This window comes from Saccharolobus solfataricus (genome assembly GCF_900079115.1).
Lineage (GTDB): Archaea > Thermoproteota > Thermoprotei_A > Sulfolobales > Sulfolobaceae > Saccharolobus > Saccharolobus solfataricus.
This window is the reverse complement of the sequence record NZ_LT549890.1, coordinates 1,560,433-1,579,862: the sequence shown is the minus strand read 5'-3', so window position 1 is coordinate 1,579,862 and position 19,430 is coordinate 1,560,433. Positions and strand designations below refer to the sequence as shown.

Sequence of the window (19,430 nt, the reverse complement as noted above, 5' to 3'; positions counted from 1 at the left end):
ACATTTTTATAAGTGGTGCTTTGTGGATTAGTTCAATTTTTATCTGAGTTAACGTGTAACTTACTTTTAAATCAACGTTCGATTTTGAATTTAAGAAAAATTGATGAGTCTGACATCTTAGAAAATTGAAGTATTCAGCAAAGCAGATTAGGGAGCAATTCTTAATAACTCATTTAACAATAGTCTTTCACTCTCTCAAGGAAATCTTTTACTCCTCTTCTCTCACTTTCGAGATTTATGTAATTAACGTCAATTCTGTTCCGTTGGGCGCAATAAACAAGAACAGCCTTATTTCTATCCTCAATACTGTTCCAGAATTTCCATGCTTCTAGGTAAGTTAATACTACCTCTTCCGGCGGAGTAATATAGATGTAATAAGAGTCAACTTGTACTTTAAGCGGAGATTTACGTTTATTATAAACGTTATCGACTATGTCAATTCCCTTTTCCGATATTTCCCTTATCTTAGGTAAGTATATTCTTAGCCCAAAATCCGATATCTCCTTTAATACTTGCCGTACTAAGTTTTCCGCTATACCTTCTACTATCACATCCACATCGCCTGTTCTATAGCTTCTACCAGAATATAATTCTACAGCAAAACCTCCAACGATAATAATCCTACCAAGACCCTTATCTTCTAGAAGAGTATTTAAAATTGCTAGAAATTTTAGAAAGCGATCTGTTTCACTACCTTTCAGCTCACTTATTCTTGAAAGTAATTCCCTAAGCAACCAGTCTTGTAATATATTATATCACCTTCCATTTTCCAACAGCCTAACACTTCCAGCAATTTCATATTCTCCTCTCCAAATTTGGCCAGTCTCTTTAAGTCTTCATCCTTTATCTTACTACCTCTAGGTCTCTGTCTATCTTCTAATAACTTTATTATTAATTTTGGATCTATCACACAATTACCTATTCCCTTATTCTTATTAAAGTTTTATTATGGTAATTGCCTTGTGGTATTCAGTAATAAATATTTCGGTTGAACTTCAAGCATAGTGTCAACTAAGGTTGCCACGTGAGTCCTTTCAACCCACGTGGCGATTAAGGGGAAGGGTTTCTTTAATTATTTGGGCTCATAAGGCTTATTATTATACCATACACTCCATATAATCCTAGCCAACTTTCTAGCCAAAGCAGTGTGCAATTTCCTACTGTGAAGCTTAACCTTGTGGGACTTGTAGAACTTCAGCAAGGTTGGGGCCTATGGTAATTCATCTCTGCAAGAAAATAAAACAAGCTACGCAAGTATCTATTACCCCTCTTGGGAATTCCCTTACTTATCACAGCCCTACCGCTTCTTTCCACAACAAGGTCTAATCCACAATAAGCTACAAAGGACTCGGCCTTGAAAAGCGCTTAATATCACCAACAAGAGTGTGAACAATAATTTCATTCAATTGGAATATTTACATCTATTATCACTTCTTTGTCTAGTAAATATACTGGAGTGTAAATAGGTTATATATCAAGAAGAACGTCGAGAGCCAACGGGTAATCGTGAATTTATTTGAATTCCAGGGAAGTGCTTGTCCATTGATGATATTCTGTGTTTTGTTGTTGTGAATCCTTGTTCTGCGTAATCTCTTTGTTGAATTACCCAAGATTAGGTATTGAGTAAGCAGAAGTATAATAAGCTTCTGATATGTGGGTAGTGTTAATCAGATGCGAATTTTATCGCATAGCCCATTCTATCTCTTACAACTAAGATGTCGTTCTTTTTAATCTCTCAAGTATCATATAATAATATGGAGGGGTTTAGGCTTCATAGGATTTCATGATATTTAATATCAATCCTCAGCCCTTTGGCTTCACCAGAGTCCCAAGCATCGCCTCATTCATTACTCCTGTACCTTTAACGGGATAACTCACATCCTTGATATTCCACGAATGTGGGGAAACTCACACATCTTGAGGAAAATATTAAGGGATGCGTTTAATTGCCTGTCAAGAGCGAACCCACACACCTCTCACACCTAAAAGTTCCGCCTATCTTTCGGAGAAGAATAAATGAAAACGTTTATATTATCTCTACACACGTTTATGAGTAGTCCTCTAATAAAGAGACTTAGAAATTCATTTTTTAAAATTCTGTTATTTGTAGGAAATAATTCTTCGCATTCTCATAAAAGTTTTCAGCTTTCAATCTATCTTTGCCTTCAATGAATTTAATCCTTTCTCATACCATACTGAAATCCTAGATTTAGATTAGAAATTATATTTTTATTAAGTACAATAAGCATTTTATTTAAAATCCTAGGGTTAGATAGTTTTTAAAAGAATTATATTCAAGATCATAATATTTTTATATTAAGGCTGTTAAATCCCATTATTTATATTAAAGTAAGAGCAAATATCAAGGTAAGTACTCAATCGAAGAATTCAACAAAGCAAACAAATTGGGAAGAATTTATAAGTCTGTAATACATGTTTAACACATGAGTCAAGAAAACAATGAAAACAAAAAGAAAACAATTACAATAAGAGGAGTTGATGAGAAAATATATAGAAAGCTAACAGAAATTGCTAGATCTTCTGGTAAGACTATTGGGGAAGTTACGAACCAAGCGTTTAGAACATTCTTAGATTTATCAGATGCTGCCAAAAGAACTGCAAGTGGAGTAGTTGAAAGTGGTAAAACGTTCATTGAAGGATTTAAGGAAGGAATAGGCAATTTAATAATAATTTCCGATATAGACGAGTTATCAGTAAACAAGGAAGAGATGATGCAAACGAGTAAGCCTATTGCATTTAAAGGTATTAAGAAATTAAGCCTAGTTAATATTTCGGATGATGATGTGGAGAAATACATCCAAGAAATAAGTGATGTTGATGAGCTTATAATACCACCAAATATTAATAAGTTAAAACTATTGCAGAAGTGTAGGAGAGTTAAAAAGATAATTGTGCAAAACAACCCCGTTTAAGAAAATAATTGCTAAAAGATTAGGGATCACTTTTTTATGACTAAGATATCTTTTTATTATTATGATTCCAATAAGCGTTCTAGTAACTAATGCTGGTACAGTTTCATTTCACATTAAAGGTGAGTATAATAAGGATAGACCTAGTAAATTCAGCGACGTATTTAGACCAGTGGTAACGTGGAATCTCACGCGGAAATGCAACTTGAAATGTCTTCATTGTTATATTAACGCGTCACCAGAAGGTGAGGATGGGTCAACTACAGAAGAGGCGTTAAGGCTAATAGACGAAATGGCTGAAATGAGAATTCCATTAATTATAATGAGCGGCGGAGAGCCATTAATGAGAAGGGATTTCTTTGAATTGGCATCATATGCTAGGATAAAGGGAATAAAATTAGCCTTATCTACAAATGGCACATTGATTACCGAGAGTGTTGCGAAGAAATTAAAAGAACTGGATTTCTCTTACGTAGGTATAAGTTTAGATAGTTACGATCCAGAATTTCACGATAGATTTAGAGGTCTAAATGGAGCCTTTAACATGACAGTAAAGGGAATTAAAAATGCAATAAACGTTGGACTAAACGTTGGACTTAGATTTACTATTACGGCTAGAAACATTCATCAGATAGACGAATACGTGAAATTGGCCCTGGAACTGGGAGTTAAGAGAATAACGTTTTATCATTTATCAGCTAGTGGGAGGGGTAAGGAATTAAGGGAGTGGATGTATACTCCAGAAGAATATGTTGGTTTCATAAACAAAATGATTGACTATGCAATTAAGCTAAGTGGAAAGATAGAGATTGAGACTACCTTGGGACAATTCGATGGAGTTTACATAGCTAAAAAGTTGGCTAGAGATGAGGAAGAACTTGAAAAGTACATGAAATTTGTTGAAAATAGTGGAGGATGTGGAAGGAAGATGATATCAATATATCCAAATGGTGACGTTTATCCTTGTCAATTCATTGACTTTTACAAATTAGGTAACGTTAGGGAAAAACCGCTTAAGGAGATAATTAAGAATATTCCCGACCTATTCATAAATACGGACAAGTATTTGAGGGGGGAATATTGTGATAAATGTAAATATAAATCGGCGTGTAAAGGAGGAGATAGAGCTAGAGCGTATTATTGGAATGGAGATGTTTATGGAGATGACCCATTATGCCCTTTGAAAACGCTCCACATTTAGTCTTCTGGGAAGTAACTAAAGCTTGCCCATTAACTTGTAAACACTGTAGAGCTAACGCTATAGATAAGCCGTTGCCAGGTGAGCTTAATACTGAAGAGAGTAGAAAATTATTAGAAGATATAGCGAGATTTGGAAAGGTTGTTATAGTTTTCACCGGTGGTGATCCGTTAAGTAGAAGTGATATTTTCGAACTAATGGAATACGCTAAGTCGCTAGGATTAGTAGTTTCAATAGCACCCTCTCCTTCTCACCGTTTAGACGATGAGACCATGAAGATAATAAGCAATTATGCTAGATACATGTCAATTAGCCTAGACGGAGCTACTTCGCAAACTCATGACTGGTTAAGGGGACTTGGTAGTTATAAATACGCTTTAAGAGGAATAGAGCTTGGATTAAAATACGGGATACAAGTTCAAGTCAATACCCTAGTTTGGAAGAAGAGTTATAGTGAATTACCTTTCGTAGTCAAATTGCTAAAAGAGATGGGGGTAAAGATTTGGGAAGTGTTCTTTCTAATTCCAGTGGGTAGAGGAACTACTGAATTGGATATTCCTAGAGATAAATATAAAGATGTTATAGATTTTCTAGTTGAAGCCACTAGATATGATTTAATTGTGAGAACTGTTGAGGCACCTTTCTTTAGGAGAGCTAAACTTGAGTATACTCCAGCTACTACTAACGATAATGAGCTGGTTTCTACATTACGCGAATTATTAGGTGAACCAGTAAAGGAAGCTGATAAGAGCATTTTGCCTACTAGGGACGGGGCTGGCGTTATCTTCATAGGTTATAATGGTGATGTCTATCCTAGTGGCTTCTTACCATTGTATTTAGGTAATGTTAAGAAGGAGAGTTTAGTCGATATTTATAGAAAGTCCGAGGTTTTGAAAAAAATAAAGGATAGTAGGTTCGAAGGGAAATGTGGCATATGCAAATACAATAATATTTGTGGGGGGAGTAGGGCTAGGGCTTTTGCAGTATATAATAACCCATTTGCAGAAGACCCAATGTGTCCATACTAATACGCTTTTATTTTAAATTATTTTAAACTAAAGATGAATGTGCTTATAAAAATGTTATAAGTATTATAGGTTTAAAAATTGGATTAAGTATTTCATAATTACTTAAAAACTTCTAATACAAATACATACTTGATGAGTCAAGAGGTTATTGAAGTTCGTTCGCCCTCCAATCTTAATGTAATTGGAACTGTGAAAAGAATGCATAAAGATGAGGTTAGAGGAGAAATAGAGGAGGCATATAAGGGATTTGAAATAATATCAAAGATGCCCCTCTATAAAAGGACAGCTATATTGAGAAAAGTATCGGAAATTTTGGAAAGAGAACAAGAGAGACTAGCTAAACTACTTGCGATGGAAGCCGGTAAGCCGATTAGGGATTCTAGGGTTGAAGTATTAAGGGCTTCCAGATTGTTTAGACATGCTGCTGAAGAAGTCGGAATGGTTTTAGAAGGTAAAAATTATAGAGTGGACGCTTATGAGTACCCTCCTGGAAATGAGAATAGAATAGTTGTAAGTACTAGGGAACCAATAGGTGTTGTAACTGCAATTTTACCCTTCAACTTCCCCATAAACTCCTTTGCCCATAAGGTTGCTCCAGCTTTAGCAGTAGGAAATTCAGTAGTGGTTAAGCCAAGTATAAATACACCCCTAGCCGCCATAGAAATGAAGAAAATATTGGTTGAGGCTGGATTACCCGATAGTGCAGTTAGAGTAGTCACTGGTTATAGTAGTGAAATCGGGGATGAGATAATTACTCACCCATTAGTCGGCTTAATTACGTTAACCGGTTCCACACAAACAGGTCTTAAAATAGCCTCTAAAGCTGTTTCCTTAGGGAAGAGAATAATAATGGAGTTGGGAGGTTCTGATCCCATAATCATCTTAGAAGATGCCAATATAGAGAGAGCCTCTTCAATAGCTGTTAGAGCTAGGTTTGAGTACGCTGGTCAGAACTGTAATGCTGGCAAGAGAATTATAGTTAGGGAGGAGATATACGATAAGTTCGTAAAGGCGTTTAACGATAAGGCTAGAGCGTTAAAGGTAGGTGACCCCTTGGATGAAACTACCGACGTTGGACCAGTAATCAACAAAGAGAGCGTTGAGAACTTAAACAGTGTATTAGCAGACGCTAAAGCTAAGGGTGGAAAGGTTGAAATCCTCAATAAGGGTCCAGAGAGTGGAAGTTTCTTCCCACTAACTATGGTAACCAATCCCTCACTGGATATGCTAGTCCTAAAGAGTGAAGTCTTCGGGCCTATAGTACCAATTGTGAGTGTTAAGAGTGATGAGGAGGCAATACGAATAGCTAATTCAACCGAGTATGGCTTACAGTCTGCAATCTTTACTAATGATGTAAATAGGGCTTTAAAGTTAAGTAGAGAGTTGAAGTTTGGTGCTGTTATCATAAATGATAGTACGAGATTGAGATGGGACTCACTAGCATTCGGCGGATTTAAGAAAAGCAGTATAGGGAGAGAAGGAGTTAGAGAGACAATGCTTGAAATGACTGAAAATAAGTTAATAGCAATAACGCTTCTTTAATATTTTTGAGTTTCTCATCACTATAGTAATTTTTTATCATCTTTTGTGAAATATATAAATAAGGTCTACGGAACGATTTTCCTATAAAGCACATTCTACATGATTATTTAAATTAATGAAAATTCATGAGGCCCATGTGGTGTTATTATTAAGAGATAAGTAAAGGGCGAAATGAGATTTTTATATATTTTGTTTAGTAGAAAATAGTTAAACTATAACGTTACAAATAAATGGGGTTAAGGGGGCGGAAAGCCTCGCCTCTCTGCGGTAGACCCAAAATCACCTCCTTAAAAATAAATCTATAGTGTAAATAAGTGTTTCAATTGCATTAAATGTAAAATTCTCTGGATTGAATAAATCAGGAAATAAAAGAATTAATAATAATCTAAACTCCTCTCTCCCCACCTCCCCCTTGAATATGGTATATAAGGAGTAGAGTACAAGGGCCAGCACGAAGATCAACGTGCGGAAAACAAACTTAGTAGAACCAGTAAATGGAAGAAAAGCCTTAATGTTCCTATAAGAGGTCTCTATGGGACCTCTTACCTTATTATACAAATCCAACACTTCCCTCTTGGATAGGTCTAGGTTAGTAGCCCTAGCAAAATAAACAAGACTCTTTCTCCTCACTTCTTCCTTGCTGTACACGAGAAACCTGAACTTGACCTGCTCATCCCTCCTATGCCTCTTACTATTAGTTGTGTAATCCCCGTCAAACTCCTCATACACCTTAACATCCCCAACAAGCACAGCAATTATATACTTAAACTGTGAAATGAAATTGAGCACATCAACTGTGTAGAAACCAGCGTCAAGAGTTATCAACCTTATCTTGAATCCCATTGCCATTACTTGCTCCACAAGAACCTTCACTATCTCGTCCTTAGTCATACCGTTCACTTGCGGAATAAAGGCAAGTAAAAGTACTTTCCCCTTATACTTGGTTGTTGCGTAGTTCCACGAGTTTCCTTTTTCAGAGCTCCCTTTCACTGGTTTCCCATACCACGTCTTGGTTGTCCAGTCTATTGAAAGATCTATCTCCTTTACCCCCTTTAATATCTCCAAGGATATTTTCCTAGCTCTTTCCAATAGCTTTTCAATCACTTCCATCCCTTGTTTCTCTACGTAATTCCTCACGGTCTGTGGGGATACGTCATACGCTCTGGACTTGTTCTCTACAGAGTCGTTCCACAAACACGCGGAGATGAGAGTTTTTGCTACCTTATCTACCTTTTCCCCTTGGAAGTTCAACATGGAAAGTAATTTATATCCTATTTGTTGAATGTTTGGTGAGGGAGACCGGGTGTTACCATCTCACTTACTCACGTGGTAATACCACATCTCCCTCACCTTAAACCCTTTCTTCAACTGAATTCTTAATACTCTTATAAATTTCTTTATCTTTTATAAATTCGATATTATCCTACCAGAAATATTTTTTTCTAATATGATCTTGGGTCTACCGTTCAGGGCGGTGAGAAAGTCAGTGACCATCTCGTCTACCACCAAATAAAAGCTGAATTGATGATAGGGCGATAAGCTCTCTGGAGGAAATCTTAGCCCTTTTAAGACGTGAGGAAGCCGTAAAACCTATCAGTTAGTTTACGTTAACTTTTATATTTAAGCCCTTTTTTAAATAATATGTAATGTTTACTATCGCTTTAAGGGTTTTATGGAACGGAGGAGTTGCCAGAATTGCAGTGGAACAGGCTAGGAACGCTAAGGCTAAGTTATTAGTATATAGAGAATCCTTTTACAATTACGATCTCAGTGGAATATACGTTGAGTTCTTGAGAAGGAAAGGAGAGAAAGGATTCCTCACACCTCTCTTTAGGAAGATAACGGAAATTTACGCTAAAAATAGGGGTGATGAAGCAACTGTGGATTTAGATCTTATAGTTAAGGCATCTAGAATTATTAAGGAACCCGCGTTGTTTCACGATCAATTTGCTGGGATTACTGGTTATTTACGTAAGGTATTTCATGGAGAAGATTACGCGATATATCTTCATGAGACTTCTTTAACTTTAAAGGGTATTAAATATCTAATACCTAAGGTAATGGAAAGAAAAGTATTAGAAGGTGCTAAAATCATACTTACAAATTCACAATGGAACAAAAGAGTTCTAGAGGATAAAGGTATGGGAGCTGAAGTGTTATATCCAGGTTGTTACACAATAGATGAGGTTGAAGAAGATAAGGAAAATTTCGTTTTAGCGGTATCAATGTGGGATGAGGGGAGGAGACCAGAAATTTACGGTGAGATAGCTAAAAGAATAAAGGGAAGGTTAATAATGGCGGGATCCTGGGCAAGAAGGGATACTATGGAGGAGTTTAAAAGAAAATACCCAGAAGTTATAGTAACTGGTAGGATTAGTGAAGATAAACTGAGGGAACTTTATAAAAAAGCGTCCTTAACTATACGCTTTGGATTCGATGAAAGAGGACCTGGTATGGCTGTTTTGGAGTCCCTATGTAATGGTACGGCTGTAATAGTAAATGACGGAATAGGAGGAAAGGAGTTCGTAATTGAAGGGGAAAACGGTTATGTGGTAAAAGACTGGAAGGAGGCTGTAGACAGAATAAACGAGGTTTTAGAGAATCATAAGCTTAGAAGAAGTCTTTCAATTAACGCTTTAGAAACAGGTAAGAAATACTCTTGGAGAAACCACGCAATTAAGCTAACGGAAATTATGGAAAAGTTAGCTTAACTCCACGGTCTCAAACTTTTCTCCAAAAATTAGCATAAACCAGAATTTTTATGTATTTTATTCATCTCGTTTTTTACGTGAAAAAAGAGATTCTCATACTGACGAGCAGTTTTAAGGTAATTTCAAATAAATGAACATTATTGGACATAAAAAGAGTGACATGAAAAACATTAAATTATGAAGTTCTTCGTATGATTGGCATTCTATATCAGTTGTTAATCCTTTTAAACATTAAACCCAGTTATATATTTACATGGGAAGTATTAATCATGATGAGATACTTAGAAAATATCTTAAGGAATTTATTAATAATAATTATTTATCTTGTTATCTTCATGATCTCTTTAAAAGTATTATAGTGAGGGGTGGACAAGAGAGAAGAGACTGTGATATTACAGCTAGTATTAGTGAGCAAACTAGTGAATTTGCTAAAAAAACGTGCGTCTTAGAGACAGTCTTGAAAAACTACCCTCAATAATTTTAAATCCGATCACCTTATCTCCGATATTTTATATAGATAGTGAGGGAAACCTTTTTGTTGTTAATTTTACAGAACAATTTGAGAAACAAGCCGAGGAATATGTGAAGTACTTTCTAAACTATAAATACGGAAACAAAATATATGATAGGATTAAAGAGAAAATTATTAGATGTGCTAAAGAGAATATTAACAAATGTGAGAACTTAAGTAGTGATGAATTCGTTGCATTAATAGACGCTAATAGGTTTATGGCTCAAAGGAGCTGGATCTCTGCAAACGATATAAGTATACATGCTCATCTGCGAGGTGCTTTATTAGCTTTACTGGATAATGTTGTATTAATTCGCTTGTATAATCCGTTTTATTCTGATTATAAGACCCTAAAGGATTTAGAGGGAGTTTATGCTATAACTAAAATATTTTTATATTATTTAAATGATTCTTTATTAAGAAAATTAGCAAATGTAAGTCTTAATGATGCTATAGAAAGAATTGCTAATGATTTACCGAAGGATAAGTATAATACACCATTAATAGATTTTTATACACCGTTTATTTTTGATGTCGATGATAAGATTCTTCCCCCTAAACTCCTTCTCCCTCGATAGTATGTTTGGACTAACTTGTAGTACTCTTATCCCCCTCTCCTTGAAGTATTGTGAAGGTCTTATTGCGTATACTCCAGTGGGCTCTAGGACTATTGTACAAGGTTTCATCTTGAGGATTTCTTCATAACCCTCTTTATTGTTCTCGTACTTCCTCACCCTCCCCCTACTTGTAATTAAATGATCTCTTGATACGTCCTATTACCCCTACCCCTTTGTCACACCTATATTCGTGAATTTTATCACAATGTTCAGTCCGACGGTAGGGGCTTGTCACGCCGCTACCCGAAGATTTTACTTCAGTTTCCCTCTCGACCACGTTTCCCCAGCCGAGGAGTATTACTCTCCCCGGCTAATATAACCTATATAGGTGTTTCCCTCGAAGGGTGAGTGTGTATGATCCCTTAGCCCGTGGTGGAATTAGAGGAAAAGTTACGCCACGGTTTCTACGAAAATCCTTACAGTAATTATGTAACGTTAAAAATAATTTTATAAAATGAAAGAGAAGTTAAATTATTTACTGTAAAGCCTAAAATATTATCATCTAAAATAAATAAGATTTATTGATGTATAAAAGAATGAGGATATTTAAGTAAGAGAAATTTCCGTAAAAACTACTACACGTTAAGTTTTTACTAAATCTTTAAGCAAGTAATACAAAATTCCTCTCTTGTAGGAGATAAAAATGTTATGACACTAAAATCTCTCAGTTAACTAGAAGAATTCCAATAATTTATTTACTAACTGATTGCCTTCATTAACGAGATAATGAACTTCAATTTAGATGGCAAAAAAGAGTCTATCAATTTCATGTCTTCAGCAGTAATTATCCTAAATGTCTTAAAAAGGAGTATAACGGAGAGAAGTAAAAGAAAGTCAAGATAAGGAGGGTCTACAAAAACCTCATAAAAAGCTATTAAAGGCATCATGAACAATATGGCACTCTCCCTCTTGCCCAAAACGAAAGTATCTTCCTTTAAAGCGTAAACTAAGACGAAGGAAGAGGAGATTGTCGATACGATAGCCTGAGAAATCGCTCCACCAATTATTCCTATTCTAGGAATTAAGAGGAAAGAAGTTAATAAAACCAGACCTCCGTTAAGTAGTGAAAGGATGAGAAAAGGCCTCAACGACTTCTTAGCTGCTATAATGAAATTCGTTAAAGAGCCTATGGGGAAAGGCAAAGTAGTAGCTAAAAGGAGGAGGATCAGAACTTTAATTCCGGAAATATAAGCAGGGAAGAATTTCTCAACGACCAAAACGGCTGTAGGTATTGAAATAATGACAGCGAGAAAGGTAATTAAAGACAGCACGCGGAAGGAGATAGAAGACATTTTCTTCTCGTCTTTTCCCAAAGCCTTGTAAAATGATGCTGTAGGTAAGAGAACTCCTCCTAAAGCTCCTAAAACCATTGAAGGTACTCCAGCTACTAAAGCAGAAAACTGGTATAAACCTAGGTAGTAGGAACCTAGCAGATAAGCAGTTGTAACTCTGTCACCTTGTGAAGAGAGGAAAGTTGCTGAAGAAGATAGATAAAGAGGTAAGCCTTCCTTGAAGTGCTTAAAGAGAAAAGCAAAGTCAAAAGAAGGTAATATTAACCCCACTTTCCTACTTAGAAAAGCGTAGTTCATGGAGACTGAGATAATCCCTCCTAAAGTCCATATTTCAATGAAAAGGTAAATGTTGTGAGAGAGGACGGCAATTATTGAGATTCCCCACCTTATTATTAGGAAGATGTTCCCCGTTATCGCTGTCTCAGTGAACATGTCCATTCCAACCATTATAGAGCCCATAACACCATTAAGCAAGTAAAGGAAAAGGTAAGGTATTGTCAACTTAACGTAATTAGGGAAAAGGAGGAGAATAAGAAAAAGCGGTAAGACGAGGAAAGGGAAAGAAAGAAACTTACCTATTACGCTCTTGCTTATCTCTTTCCTTGCGTAAAGGTAAGAAATTTCTCTCGTTATTATTTGTCCGGGAATAAAGTAAAAGAAGGCAGAAGTTACTACTTCGAGAAGTTGAATTATTGCGACTTTTCCGAAGAATTCTGGGTTAGTAATCTTAGCTGTAATGATGAAGAAGATTAAAGCAACTATGACGTTGGTAGTAGTTACACTAAGACTCTTTAAAGTGTTCTTTATAGGATTCATTCAGTTTAGTTCTTTAAAAGGAAAATATTAAAGCTTTTTGATTACACATAGTTACAGTTTAAATATAGAGTAAAACACAGCTGAGATGTAGGGTTATCTTTATGTTAATGATAATAAGGCTTTCTATTAATACGTCTATTACTTTGAATGCTTCTTATCTTAATTATATTTTTATTCTTAGCTCTATACGAATAAAATATTAAAATGAAAGACTAGTTGATTTTTGAACAATAAAACAGTTTTGTTTTACCTACTCTATATCTCTCTTCACATTTATACTTAAGCTTTCTTAGTTTTGATAATAATGCTTTATCAGAAACTTTAGTTATATGCGGATGAGATTCTACTAAAATCTTCTCAAAATAAGATATACTATCAGAGTTAAGTATTATATCTGCCTCACACCCCTCACAATCCATTTTTAAAAGATATGGATCTTTAACCATATTTTTTACAATATCATCGAATGAAAATAGTGGAACCTCAACATCACCTTGATTAGTTATATAAAAGCCTCCTGAATCTTCTAGATTAATATTAAGAGGAACCTTAACCTTTCCTTCTTTAGATCCAACTGCGCCATTAATCAGAGTAATTTTGTTTTCTAAATTGTTTAACTTAATATTTTGTAATGCTGCTTTGTAAACTAATGGCAAAGGCTCAAAAGCATATACATGAGAAGCTCCTTTTAAGGCAAAATAAATTGCAGAATCGCCTATATTAGCACCTATATCTATTACTTCACCTTGTATTTCAGTATAATATTGTTCTATTATGAAGGTTTCAAATATGCCATATCCTATCGTATTAAATTTTACATTATATTTAGGAAAGAACCAATAATCATTATTTTTAATAAATCCTCCAATTGATAATAACCATGTGGTATTATTTTCTTGAATTATTAAATTGTTATCATAGTATAATCTATTATTATCATCAAAATTAAATTTTCTTGAATTAATAGAGCTAAATTCTGATATTATTGTAGTTAATGTCAATATACATTTTATGTTGCACTTTCCTTTACTCCCATTTTTTAGGACGACGTCTATGTCTTTTTCTCCTTTTCTGAGTTTATGGATAACATAAAACCAGTTGGAGAATATCTTCCTGTACACATTAATCTTATATAGTGTATAATAAATATTATAAAGGGTCTCTCTGGATTTATTTATCACTTTCATTAAGTATACTTCTTCATGACTAAGATTTAAATATAGTCTTATAGCGGTTACTCTTAGAACTAGTAATGACAGTAAAATCAAAAACAATAAAAATAATATATAAGAATTATTAATGTCTAATTTTCTAAAAATGAAATATGACAAGCAAGTATTTTGTGAAATTATTTAATATCATTTATAATATTAAGCAAGTGTTCTTCTATATTATTAACAATTTTGTTCCAGTCTAAATGAGATAGAATAAGATTATATGTATATTCATCTATTTCCAAATTATTATTTATAATCTCATTTATTTTATTTAAAAATTCGTATTTATTAAATAATTTTACTATTTTTACGAGTTTAGACTTTGAGAAATATTCATAATTAGCCTCATTATAATACATTATTACTGGAGTATAAACAGCTAAAGATTCTAGGATAGTTATACCAAATGCGTCTGATATAGATGGATAAATGTTCATCTGTGCTTTACTTAGGATTTTATATACTTCGTTTTTATCTTTGATTCGTCCAAGGTTTACTATATCGGATTTATTATTATATTTTGAAGTAATATCATTTATATTACCCCCGATAATATATAACCTCTGTAAGTATCCTTTTTTTCTAGCCAATTTGAAAATCTTAATGGCTTCTAGAATTCCCTTAGTCCTATAAGGTCTTGCAAAAAATACTGCATAATTATCTTTGTTTTTGCATGAATAATTTAAAATTGTGCTATCTAATCCTACATAAGGAAAAATTACTGTATAATTTAACTTGTCTAATCCCGCTTTCTTAATGGCTCCTCTTGAAGGAGTTAAAAGATGTACCTTATCTTTATTATGTATTAAAGCTTGTACCCATGTTTTTTCCCTTATAACGCTAGCTAATAAGTACATCAACTCTGCGAGGCTTTCAAGATAATTTAGTAATTCTTTAAAGTGATAAATATAGAATTTTAAACTTATGGGTATATCGCCAAGATGTTGAAGTATACCAATATATTTCTTAGAATATTTTAATGAATAATATAAAAAATCATATCCTACCGGTCTACCATTTATAAATTCTAAAATATGTTTATTAAAGAATTGAGATATATTAACGTTTGTACCAATCTTCATGTCCAGTATAATTTCATTGTCTAGTATTTTTTTAAATATATCAGTATTATTATGCAATTTGCAATCCAGATAGTAATCTAATACTACATTATCTACATGTAACTTTAATTTATCAATAATTTCTAAGATATTATCTTTTTGAACTTTTTTATTCATGCATAAATCTAGATAGACCAAATCTACGTCCGGTACAATTTCATACTCTATCTTTTTGAACCTTTTTAACCAGTTAAGCGTAACATATTCAGCCCCACCTACGTAATCTTTCATAAAAATATTTGGAGCTCTGATCTTTAACATATTAGTCATGATGAGATAGCTTATTGTATATAAATAAAAAGATTTCTTATCTTCAGCAATATTTAGCTAATTTTACTCATTAAGAGATAATTCTTTTAACAAGGGCAAATCTCTCCTTACATAATGAAAACAGATTTAATTTCAGGAAATTTAACATCATTATAAGCCCAGAGGTCATTTTCGTATTTCCAGCCTTCGATATAAGCTCCAATTCCTCATATTTCATTTATAGATATTTTGTCAGAATTTATCACTATAAATTTTTCATCGTTATCTATGTACAGTTTATTTACCTTATTTTTCCTGCATATAGCAAGAATTCTCTTATAGCTGATAAGGGTAGCATGATAACGTGCTTGCCAATACGTACATTTACTGGCTTTTCACTAATTATCTCCATATATTTTTGTTTGAGTATTAAAATTTTATAATTTGTGCCTTTACGATAGATAACTATTAAGAGATAAATTTTTAGTAACAATCATTATAATTCTAGCATTATACTACCATAAGAGTTCAATATATTTTTAACGGAGATTCCCAAAGAGAATTTACTGGCGTATTTTCTTAGCGCATCATTATATTTTTCTTTAAAAGATTTAATGTAATCTATTTGGGGAAACTCCTCATTTATTCTTATGCAGTAATTGCATGCTTCTTCTGGAATCCTAGCGTCTTTAAATACAATTACCGGAACTCCTCTCGCTTGCGCCTCAACGATAGGTAATCCGAAGCCTTCCTCCTTTGTGGGGAAGAAGAATGCGTCAAATGAATCGTAGATTTCAACTAATTTCTCATCTGGTGCAGGTCCCATGATCCTTATTCTTGGGTCTTCTTCGCTTTCTTTTTTTATTCTCTTAAAAATCTCACTATCAGGATTATAATTCCCCCAAAGCTCGAATATAACGTTCTTTTCCTTTATTTTTCTGAATACTTCTATCCCCCTAATTAAGTCCTTTCTTTCGCTATCAAGTCTTCCTATGTATCCAATCTTTATCACATCTTTTTTCTCTGGTTTTTTAGGAGATGTGAAGAATTCTTCTCCTATTCCTGGATTTATTACAAAAATCTTCTTTTTATAACCTAATTTCTCTACGTCTTCTTTAACTAAACTAGACACAGCGATTATTGCATCTGAGCTTAGTATACTCTTTAGATAGATCTTCTGCATAAAAGGTGAAGGCTTTGATTCATTATATTTAAGGAAAAAGAGATCGTGGACTGTGGTTATCCATTTAGCCTTACCTTTTCTTAGAGGGAAGAAAGGTTTAGGTGAAAGTAAATGAATTATATCATAACTAGAGTAATCATGAAAAGTCCCTTTGATTATACTATTGATAGAGGAGAAGATTGAAGAGTAGTCAAAAAGAGGATATGCTTCTACGTCTATTTGCTTTTTTAGTCCTTCGTAAACTTCTCTAACGTATCTTCCTATTCCAGTGACTTTACTCACGTCTTCATTGAAATCATCTTTGCCTGCTATTAATAGTACTCTCATCGAGTTTATTAGTTTTTATAAACAATAAAGCCATTTGTGAAGATAACAGTAGTAACCTCGGGATTGAGGTCAAATTACTCTGGAGGAAGCGTTCACGTTAATAATGTTGTTAGAAGGCTTACGAAGTACTTTGAGGTAGAATTTATTCCTTCCATAAGTTTTTTTATAAATAATGATAGGATAAATGAGGAGATCGAGAATATAAAAAAACTCGGTATAAAAATCCCAGACTTCATTAGCTTTCTATCGAAATTTAGTAATTTGAAACCTTCATTCTTGCCTTATTCTCTCTCCGTGTATAATGAATACGCAGAAAGAGTAAAGAAAGTAGATTCTGATTTTATTTACGATCCAGATTATACTACTCCAGAGAGTATATTCATCTCGAACAAGGTAGGAATACCTTTAGGTTTAACGCTTCACGAGCCGTTATACTCCTTTTCTCAATCCATATTTTACACATATTATACTCTACGTCCGTTCTTTTTGCAATCCTTAGACTATTTTCTAAAGAGGTCTATAGGACTTTATTTGCTAACTAGAAGTAAAGCTAATTACATAAGTAAATCGAGATACTTAAGCTTCATAGCTGCAGTAAGTAAAGGCACGCTAGATTCTGTGAAAATAAAAAATTCAGAGAAGTACATCCTATACCCTGGAAATGGAGTTGATAAAGAGTTATTGCAATATAGGACTACTAAGAAGGAGGACTATGTTATCTTCTGGACTACTTTAATTCCACCTAAGGGTATTCTAAACTTTCTCTATATAATCAATTTACTTAAGAAGAGAGGTATATCAGTAAGAGCAAAAGTTTCAGGGAAGTTTATTTATGATAAGTTTAAGAGACTATTCTTTAACTACATAAGAGATAATGGGTTAGACGTAGAATATTTGGGTTTTTTAGATAGGAAAGAACTTTACGTTACGGTATCTAAAGCTAAACTTCTTATATATCCTTCTTTAGCCGACGGATTTTCTATTACAATTTTAGAGTCATTAGCATTAGGGACTCCAGTAATAGCGTATTCTATACCTACTGTGCATTCTGTATTCAAAGATATACCTGCAGTAAAGTTTGTAAAAGAAGGAGATATAAGAAAATTCGTTGATGAGGTAGAAAATGAACTTAAAACCGGAAATTTACAAGAGGCAATATATGATAAGAGAGTTAACTCGTTTATTGAGTTTCATAATTGGGATAATGTTGCAGAAAACGTTGCAAAAATTATAAAATGCTCACTAAATAAATAAGTTAATAATGTTCTATTCTCTATAGAAAGAAAACCAACAAATAGATGTAAAATAACGTGTCTAGCAGTAACTGACTTTTATACACCATAAAGACTTGTAAGCAATTTTAAGAGCTATATATGCATTTTATTTTATACCGATCTTAAACTAGATTAGTTGTATTATGTTGGCGCTGAATTAATTCGTTAGCTTCACGTACATAAGACTAAAATAAATTTACAAGATGAGATTACTGATGCGTCATTTTAGAAGATGTCATCCGCGGTAGATAAGTACGCTTATTGATGAGCAAAGATATGCGTAAAGAAGACAGAATTCTTATTATATTGTAACTTAGAAACAATACCAATGAGGATTTTAATATCACCTCCGATGAGGTTTGGTAAGGAATTCCTTGGTGGAATGAGGAGAACGTTAGAAGTTTACAGCAGAATGGGAGAGGAAGTTTATTTATGTGTAGACGAAAGAACTTTGCCACAAGTAGATCCAGAAATATCTCCTTTGCTTTCAAAATTTCACTTAGTTAGTTCCTCAAGTACTGATAAGAAAACCTACTTGAAAGGATTCTTAAATTGCCTTAAATACGCTAGGAAAGTAGACGTCTTAATAAGTTATAGTGAGTATTCATTAAGCGTTTATTATACGTGGTTATTATCCCTTTTCTCGCGGAAGCCTTTTATTGTGGTAGTTCATCATGTTACTGAAGAGATTAGAGGAAGCAAATTCTTGCGTACTGTCATTGCAAGAAGTAAGGGAATCATTTGCCTAGATAATCCTGAAGTATATGAAGAACTTAAAAGTCTCTTTCCTAACAAGGTTATTTTAACTTCAACTAATGGCGTTAGTGTCGAGGATTATTACACGTCAGAGGAGAAAATATGCGACGGAATTTTTGTAGGGAACTACGGCGAGAGGAAAGGATCAAGGTATTTATTTCAAATATGGGATAAAGTTAATGAGAAAATTGACGCTAAACTATGTATTATAGGAAAAGGATGGAGCGAAATTCCTAAAAATTCCGTTTATTACGGTTTCGTTACTGAAAGAGAGAAAATTGATTTGCTCGCAAAGTCTAAAGTCTTTGTTTTCCCCTCTTTGTATGAAGGCTTTGCCTTAGCAGTTACTGAGGCTTTATCAGCTTATTTACCAGTAGTTACTTGGGATTTAAAATGGAGTGAAAGATATCCAGTTGCAATAAGAGTAACATACCCTGATATCAGCTCTTTTGCTGAAGAAGTTGTTAAACTATTAAAGGATGAGAAGCTAAGGAAGTCTATAGGAGAGAAAAGTAGGGAATTAGCTAAAACCCTAAATTGGGAAAAAGCAGCTGAAATGGAGAAGAAAGCAATCTATAAAATAATGGAAAGTAAATAGTATAAAATTTTTGCGTATTTAACCTTTAATAGCTCTATGGTGACATTACTAGAGATAGTA

At 33.8% G+C, this 19,430-nt stretch carries 15 protein-coding genes and 5 pseudogenes; 8 read left to right on the top strand and 12 right to left on the bottom strand.

The window, feature by feature from the left end; genetic code table 11:
* Positions 1-173: 173 nt before the first annotated feature.
* The 5 genes and pseudogenes from SSOP1_RS08455 to SSOP1_RS18060 form a co-directional block, all read right to left on the bottom strand.
* Positions 174-734 carry a DUF6036 family nucleotidyltransferase gene (locus SSOP1_RS08455; protein WP_010923535.1) on the bottom strand — a complete coding sequence of 187 codons (561 nt, stop codon included), beginning with the start codon at positions 732-734 and terminating at the stop codon, positions 174-176.
* Positions 707-910 (bottom strand): hypothetical protein, encoded by a 204-nt coding sequence (locus SSOP1_RS08450; protein ID WP_010923534.1) that lies wholly within the window; start codon positions 908-910, stop codon positions 707-709. The genes SSOP1_RS08455 and SSOP1_RS08450 overlap by 28 nt, the downstream gene beginning before the upstream one ends.
* Positions 911-1,072: 162 nt before the next feature.
* Positions 1,073-1,394: pseudogene (locus SSOP1_RS17075) on the bottom strand (transposase); the annotation flags it as partial.
* Positions 1,395-1,398: 4 nt separating this feature from the next.
* A pseudogene (locus tag SSOP1_RS16420) lies at positions 1,399-1,597 on the bottom strand (IS6 family transposase); the annotation flags it as partial.
* Between the two features lie 174 nt (positions 1,598-1,771).
* Positions 1,772-2,005: pseudogene (locus SSOP1_RS18060) on the bottom strand (transposase family protein); the annotation flags it as partial.
* Positions 2,006-2,444: 439 nt separating this feature from the next.
* Here SSOP1_RS18060 and SSOP1_RS08445 point away from each other — a divergent pair.
* The 4 genes from SSOP1_RS08445 (at position 2,445) to SSOP1_RS08430 (ending at position 6,698) form a co-directional block, all read left to right on the top strand.
* A complete protein-coding gene (locus SSOP1_RS08445) occupies positions 2,445-2,933 on the top strand; it encodes a hypothetical protein (protein ID WP_010923533.1) in 489 nt (162 codons plus the stop codon).
* Between the two features lie 61 nt (positions 2,934-2,994).
* The gene (locus SSOP1_RS08440; RefSeq protein ID WP_010923532.1) at positions 2,995-4,131 is read left to right on the top strand and encodes a radical SAM/SPASM domain-containing protein; all 1,137 of its coding nucleotides are present in this window, start codon (positions 2,995-2,997) and stop codon (positions 4,129-4,131) included.
* Positions 4,104-5,156: a TIGR04053 family radical SAM/SPASM domain-containing protein gene (locus tag SSOP1_RS08435; protein WP_010923531.1), complete on the top strand. Its 1,053-nt coding sequence runs from the start codon at positions 4,104-4,106 to the stop codon at positions 5,154-5,156. The genes SSOP1_RS08440 and SSOP1_RS08435 overlap by 28 nt, the downstream gene beginning before the upstream one ends.
* A gap of 132 nt (positions 5,157-5,288) precedes the next feature.
* Positions 5,289-6,698, top strand: coding sequence for an aldehyde dehydrogenase family protein (locus SSOP1_RS08430; protein ID WP_048054234.1), 1,410 nt, complete (start codon positions 5,289-5,291; stop codon positions 6,696-6,698).
* Positions 6,699-6,977: 279 nt separating this feature from the next.
* Here the strand turns inward: SSOP1_RS08430 and SSOP1_RS08425 are convergent.
* Positions 6,978-8,011 (bottom strand): annotated as a pseudogene (locus SSOP1_RS08425) (ISH3-like element ISC1200 family transposase).
* A 333-nt stretch (positions 8,012-8,344) separates the two neighbouring features.
* Between SSOP1_RS08425 and SSOP1_RS08420 the strand changes: the two are divergent.
* Both SSOP1_RS08420 and SSOP1_RS08415 read left to right on the top strand, forming a co-directional pair.
* Positions 8,345-9,409 (top strand): glycosyltransferase family 4 protein, encoded by a 1,065-nt coding sequence (locus SSOP1_RS08420; protein ID WP_010923528.1) that lies wholly within the window; start codon positions 8,345-8,347, stop codon positions 9,407-9,409.
* A 438-nt stretch (positions 9,410-9,847) separates the two neighbouring features.
* Positions 9,848-10,498, top strand: a complete 651-nt coding sequence (locus tag SSOP1_RS08415; protein WP_010923527.1) for a hypothetical protein — start codon at positions 9,848-9,850, stop codon at positions 10,496-10,498.
* On the opposite strand, the pseudogene SSOP1_RS17070 reads toward SSOP1_RS08415, so the two are convergent.
* The 6 genes and pseudogenes from SSOP1_RS17070 to SSOP1_RS08395 form a co-directional block, all read right to left on the bottom strand.
* Positions 10,469-10,814 (bottom strand): annotated as a pseudogene (locus SSOP1_RS17070) (IS110 family transposase); the annotation flags it as partial. The gene SSOP1_RS08415 and the pseudogene SSOP1_RS17070 sit on opposite strands and share 30 nt — an antisense overlap.
* Before the next feature lie 421 nt (positions 10,815-11,235).
* On the bottom strand, positions 11,236-12,645 hold the full coding sequence (locus tag SSOP1_RS08410) for an oligosaccharide flippase family protein (RefSeq protein WP_010923526.1): 1,410 nt from the start codon (positions 12,643-12,645) through the stop codon (positions 11,236-11,238).
* A 212-nt stretch (positions 12,646-12,857) separates the two neighbouring features.
* The gene (locus SSOP1_RS08405; RefSeq protein ID WP_231918261.1) at positions 12,858-13,832 is read right to left on the bottom strand and encodes an FkbM family methyltransferase; all 975 of its coding nucleotides are present in this window, start codon (positions 13,830-13,832) and stop codon (positions 12,858-12,860) included.
* A 161-nt stretch (positions 13,833-13,993) separates the two neighbouring features.
* On the bottom strand, positions 13,994-15,253 hold the full coding sequence (locus SSOP1_RS08400; RefSeq protein ID WP_010923524.1) for a glycosyltransferase: 1,260 nt from the start codon (positions 15,251-15,253) through the stop codon (positions 13,994-13,996).
* A gap of 70 nt (positions 15,254-15,323) precedes the next feature.
* Entirely contained in the window at positions 15,324-15,470 is a 147-nt protein-coding gene (locus tag SSOP1_RS17065) for a hypothetical protein (RefSeq protein ID WP_158011703.1), read from the bottom strand.
* A gap of 258 nt (positions 15,471-15,728) precedes the next feature.
* Entirely contained in the window at positions 15,729-16,742 is a 1,014-nt protein-coding gene (locus tag SSOP1_RS08395) for a glycosyltransferase (protein WP_010923523.1), read from the bottom strand.
* Between the two features lie 36 nt (positions 16,743-16,778).
* Between SSOP1_RS08395 and SSOP1_RS08390 the strand changes: the two genes are divergently transcribed.
* Entirely contained in the window at positions 16,779-17,996 is a 1,218-nt protein-coding gene (locus tag SSOP1_RS08390; protein WP_010923522.1) for a glycosyltransferase family 4 protein, read from the top strand.
* Between the two features lie 348 nt (positions 17,997-18,344).
* Positions 18,345-19,370 (top strand): glycosyltransferase family 4 protein, encoded by a 1,026-nt coding sequence (locus SSOP1_RS08385; RefSeq protein WP_010923521.1) that lies wholly within the window; start codon positions 18,345-18,347, stop codon positions 19,368-19,370.
* Positions 19,371-19,430: the final 60 nt, after the last annotated feature.

What these genes read in the sequence shown, in the direction of transcription:
- SSOP1_RS08395 (WP_010923523.1), bottom strand. Translation starts at nt 16,742, where the DNA reads ATGAGAGTACTATTAATAGCAGGCAAAGATGATTTCAATGAAGACGTG.
- SSOP1_RS08385 (WP_010923521.1), top strand. Translation starts at nt 18,345, where the DNA reads ATGAGGATTTTAATATCACCTCCGATGAGGTTTGGTAAGGAATTCCTT.
- SSOP1_RS08405 (WP_231918261.1), bottom strand. Translation starts at nt 13,832, where the DNA reads ATGAAAGTGATAAATAAATCCAGAGAGACCCTTTATAATATTTATTAT.
- SSOP1_RS08410 (WP_010923526.1), bottom strand. Translation starts at nt 12,645, where the DNA reads ATGAATCCTATAAAGAACACTTTAAAGAGTCTTAGTGTAACTACTACC.
- SSOP1_RS08435 (WP_010923531.1), top strand. Translation starts at nt 4,104, where the DNA reads ATGCCCTTTGAAAACGCTCCACATTTAGTCTTCTGGGAAGTAACTAAA.
- SSOP1_RS08420 (WP_010923528.1), top strand. Translation starts at nt 8,345, where the DNA reads ATGTTTACTATCGCTTTAAGGGTTTTATGGAACGGAGGAGTTGCCAGA.
- SSOP1_RS17065 (WP_158011703.1), bottom strand. Translation starts at nt 15,470, where the DNA reads ATGAAATATGAGGAATTGGAGCTTATATCGAAGGCTGGAAATACGAAA.
- SSOP1_RS08430 (WP_048054234.1), top strand. Translation starts at nt 5,289, where the DNA reads ATGAGTCAAGAGGTTATTGAAGTTCGTTCGCCCTCCAATCTTAATGTA.
- SSOP1_RS08440 (WP_010923532.1), top strand. Translation starts at nt 2,995, where the DNA reads ATGATTCCAATAAGCGTTCTAGTAACTAATGCTGGTACAGTTTCATTT.
- SSOP1_RS08400 (WP_010923524.1), bottom strand. Translation starts at nt 15,253, where the DNA reads ATGACTAATATGTTAAAGATCAGAGCTCCAAATATTTTTATGAAAGAT.
- SSOP1_RS08445 (WP_010923533.1), top strand. Translation starts at nt 2,445, where the DNA reads ATGAGTCAAGAAAACAATGAAAACAAAAAGAAAACAATTACAATAAGA.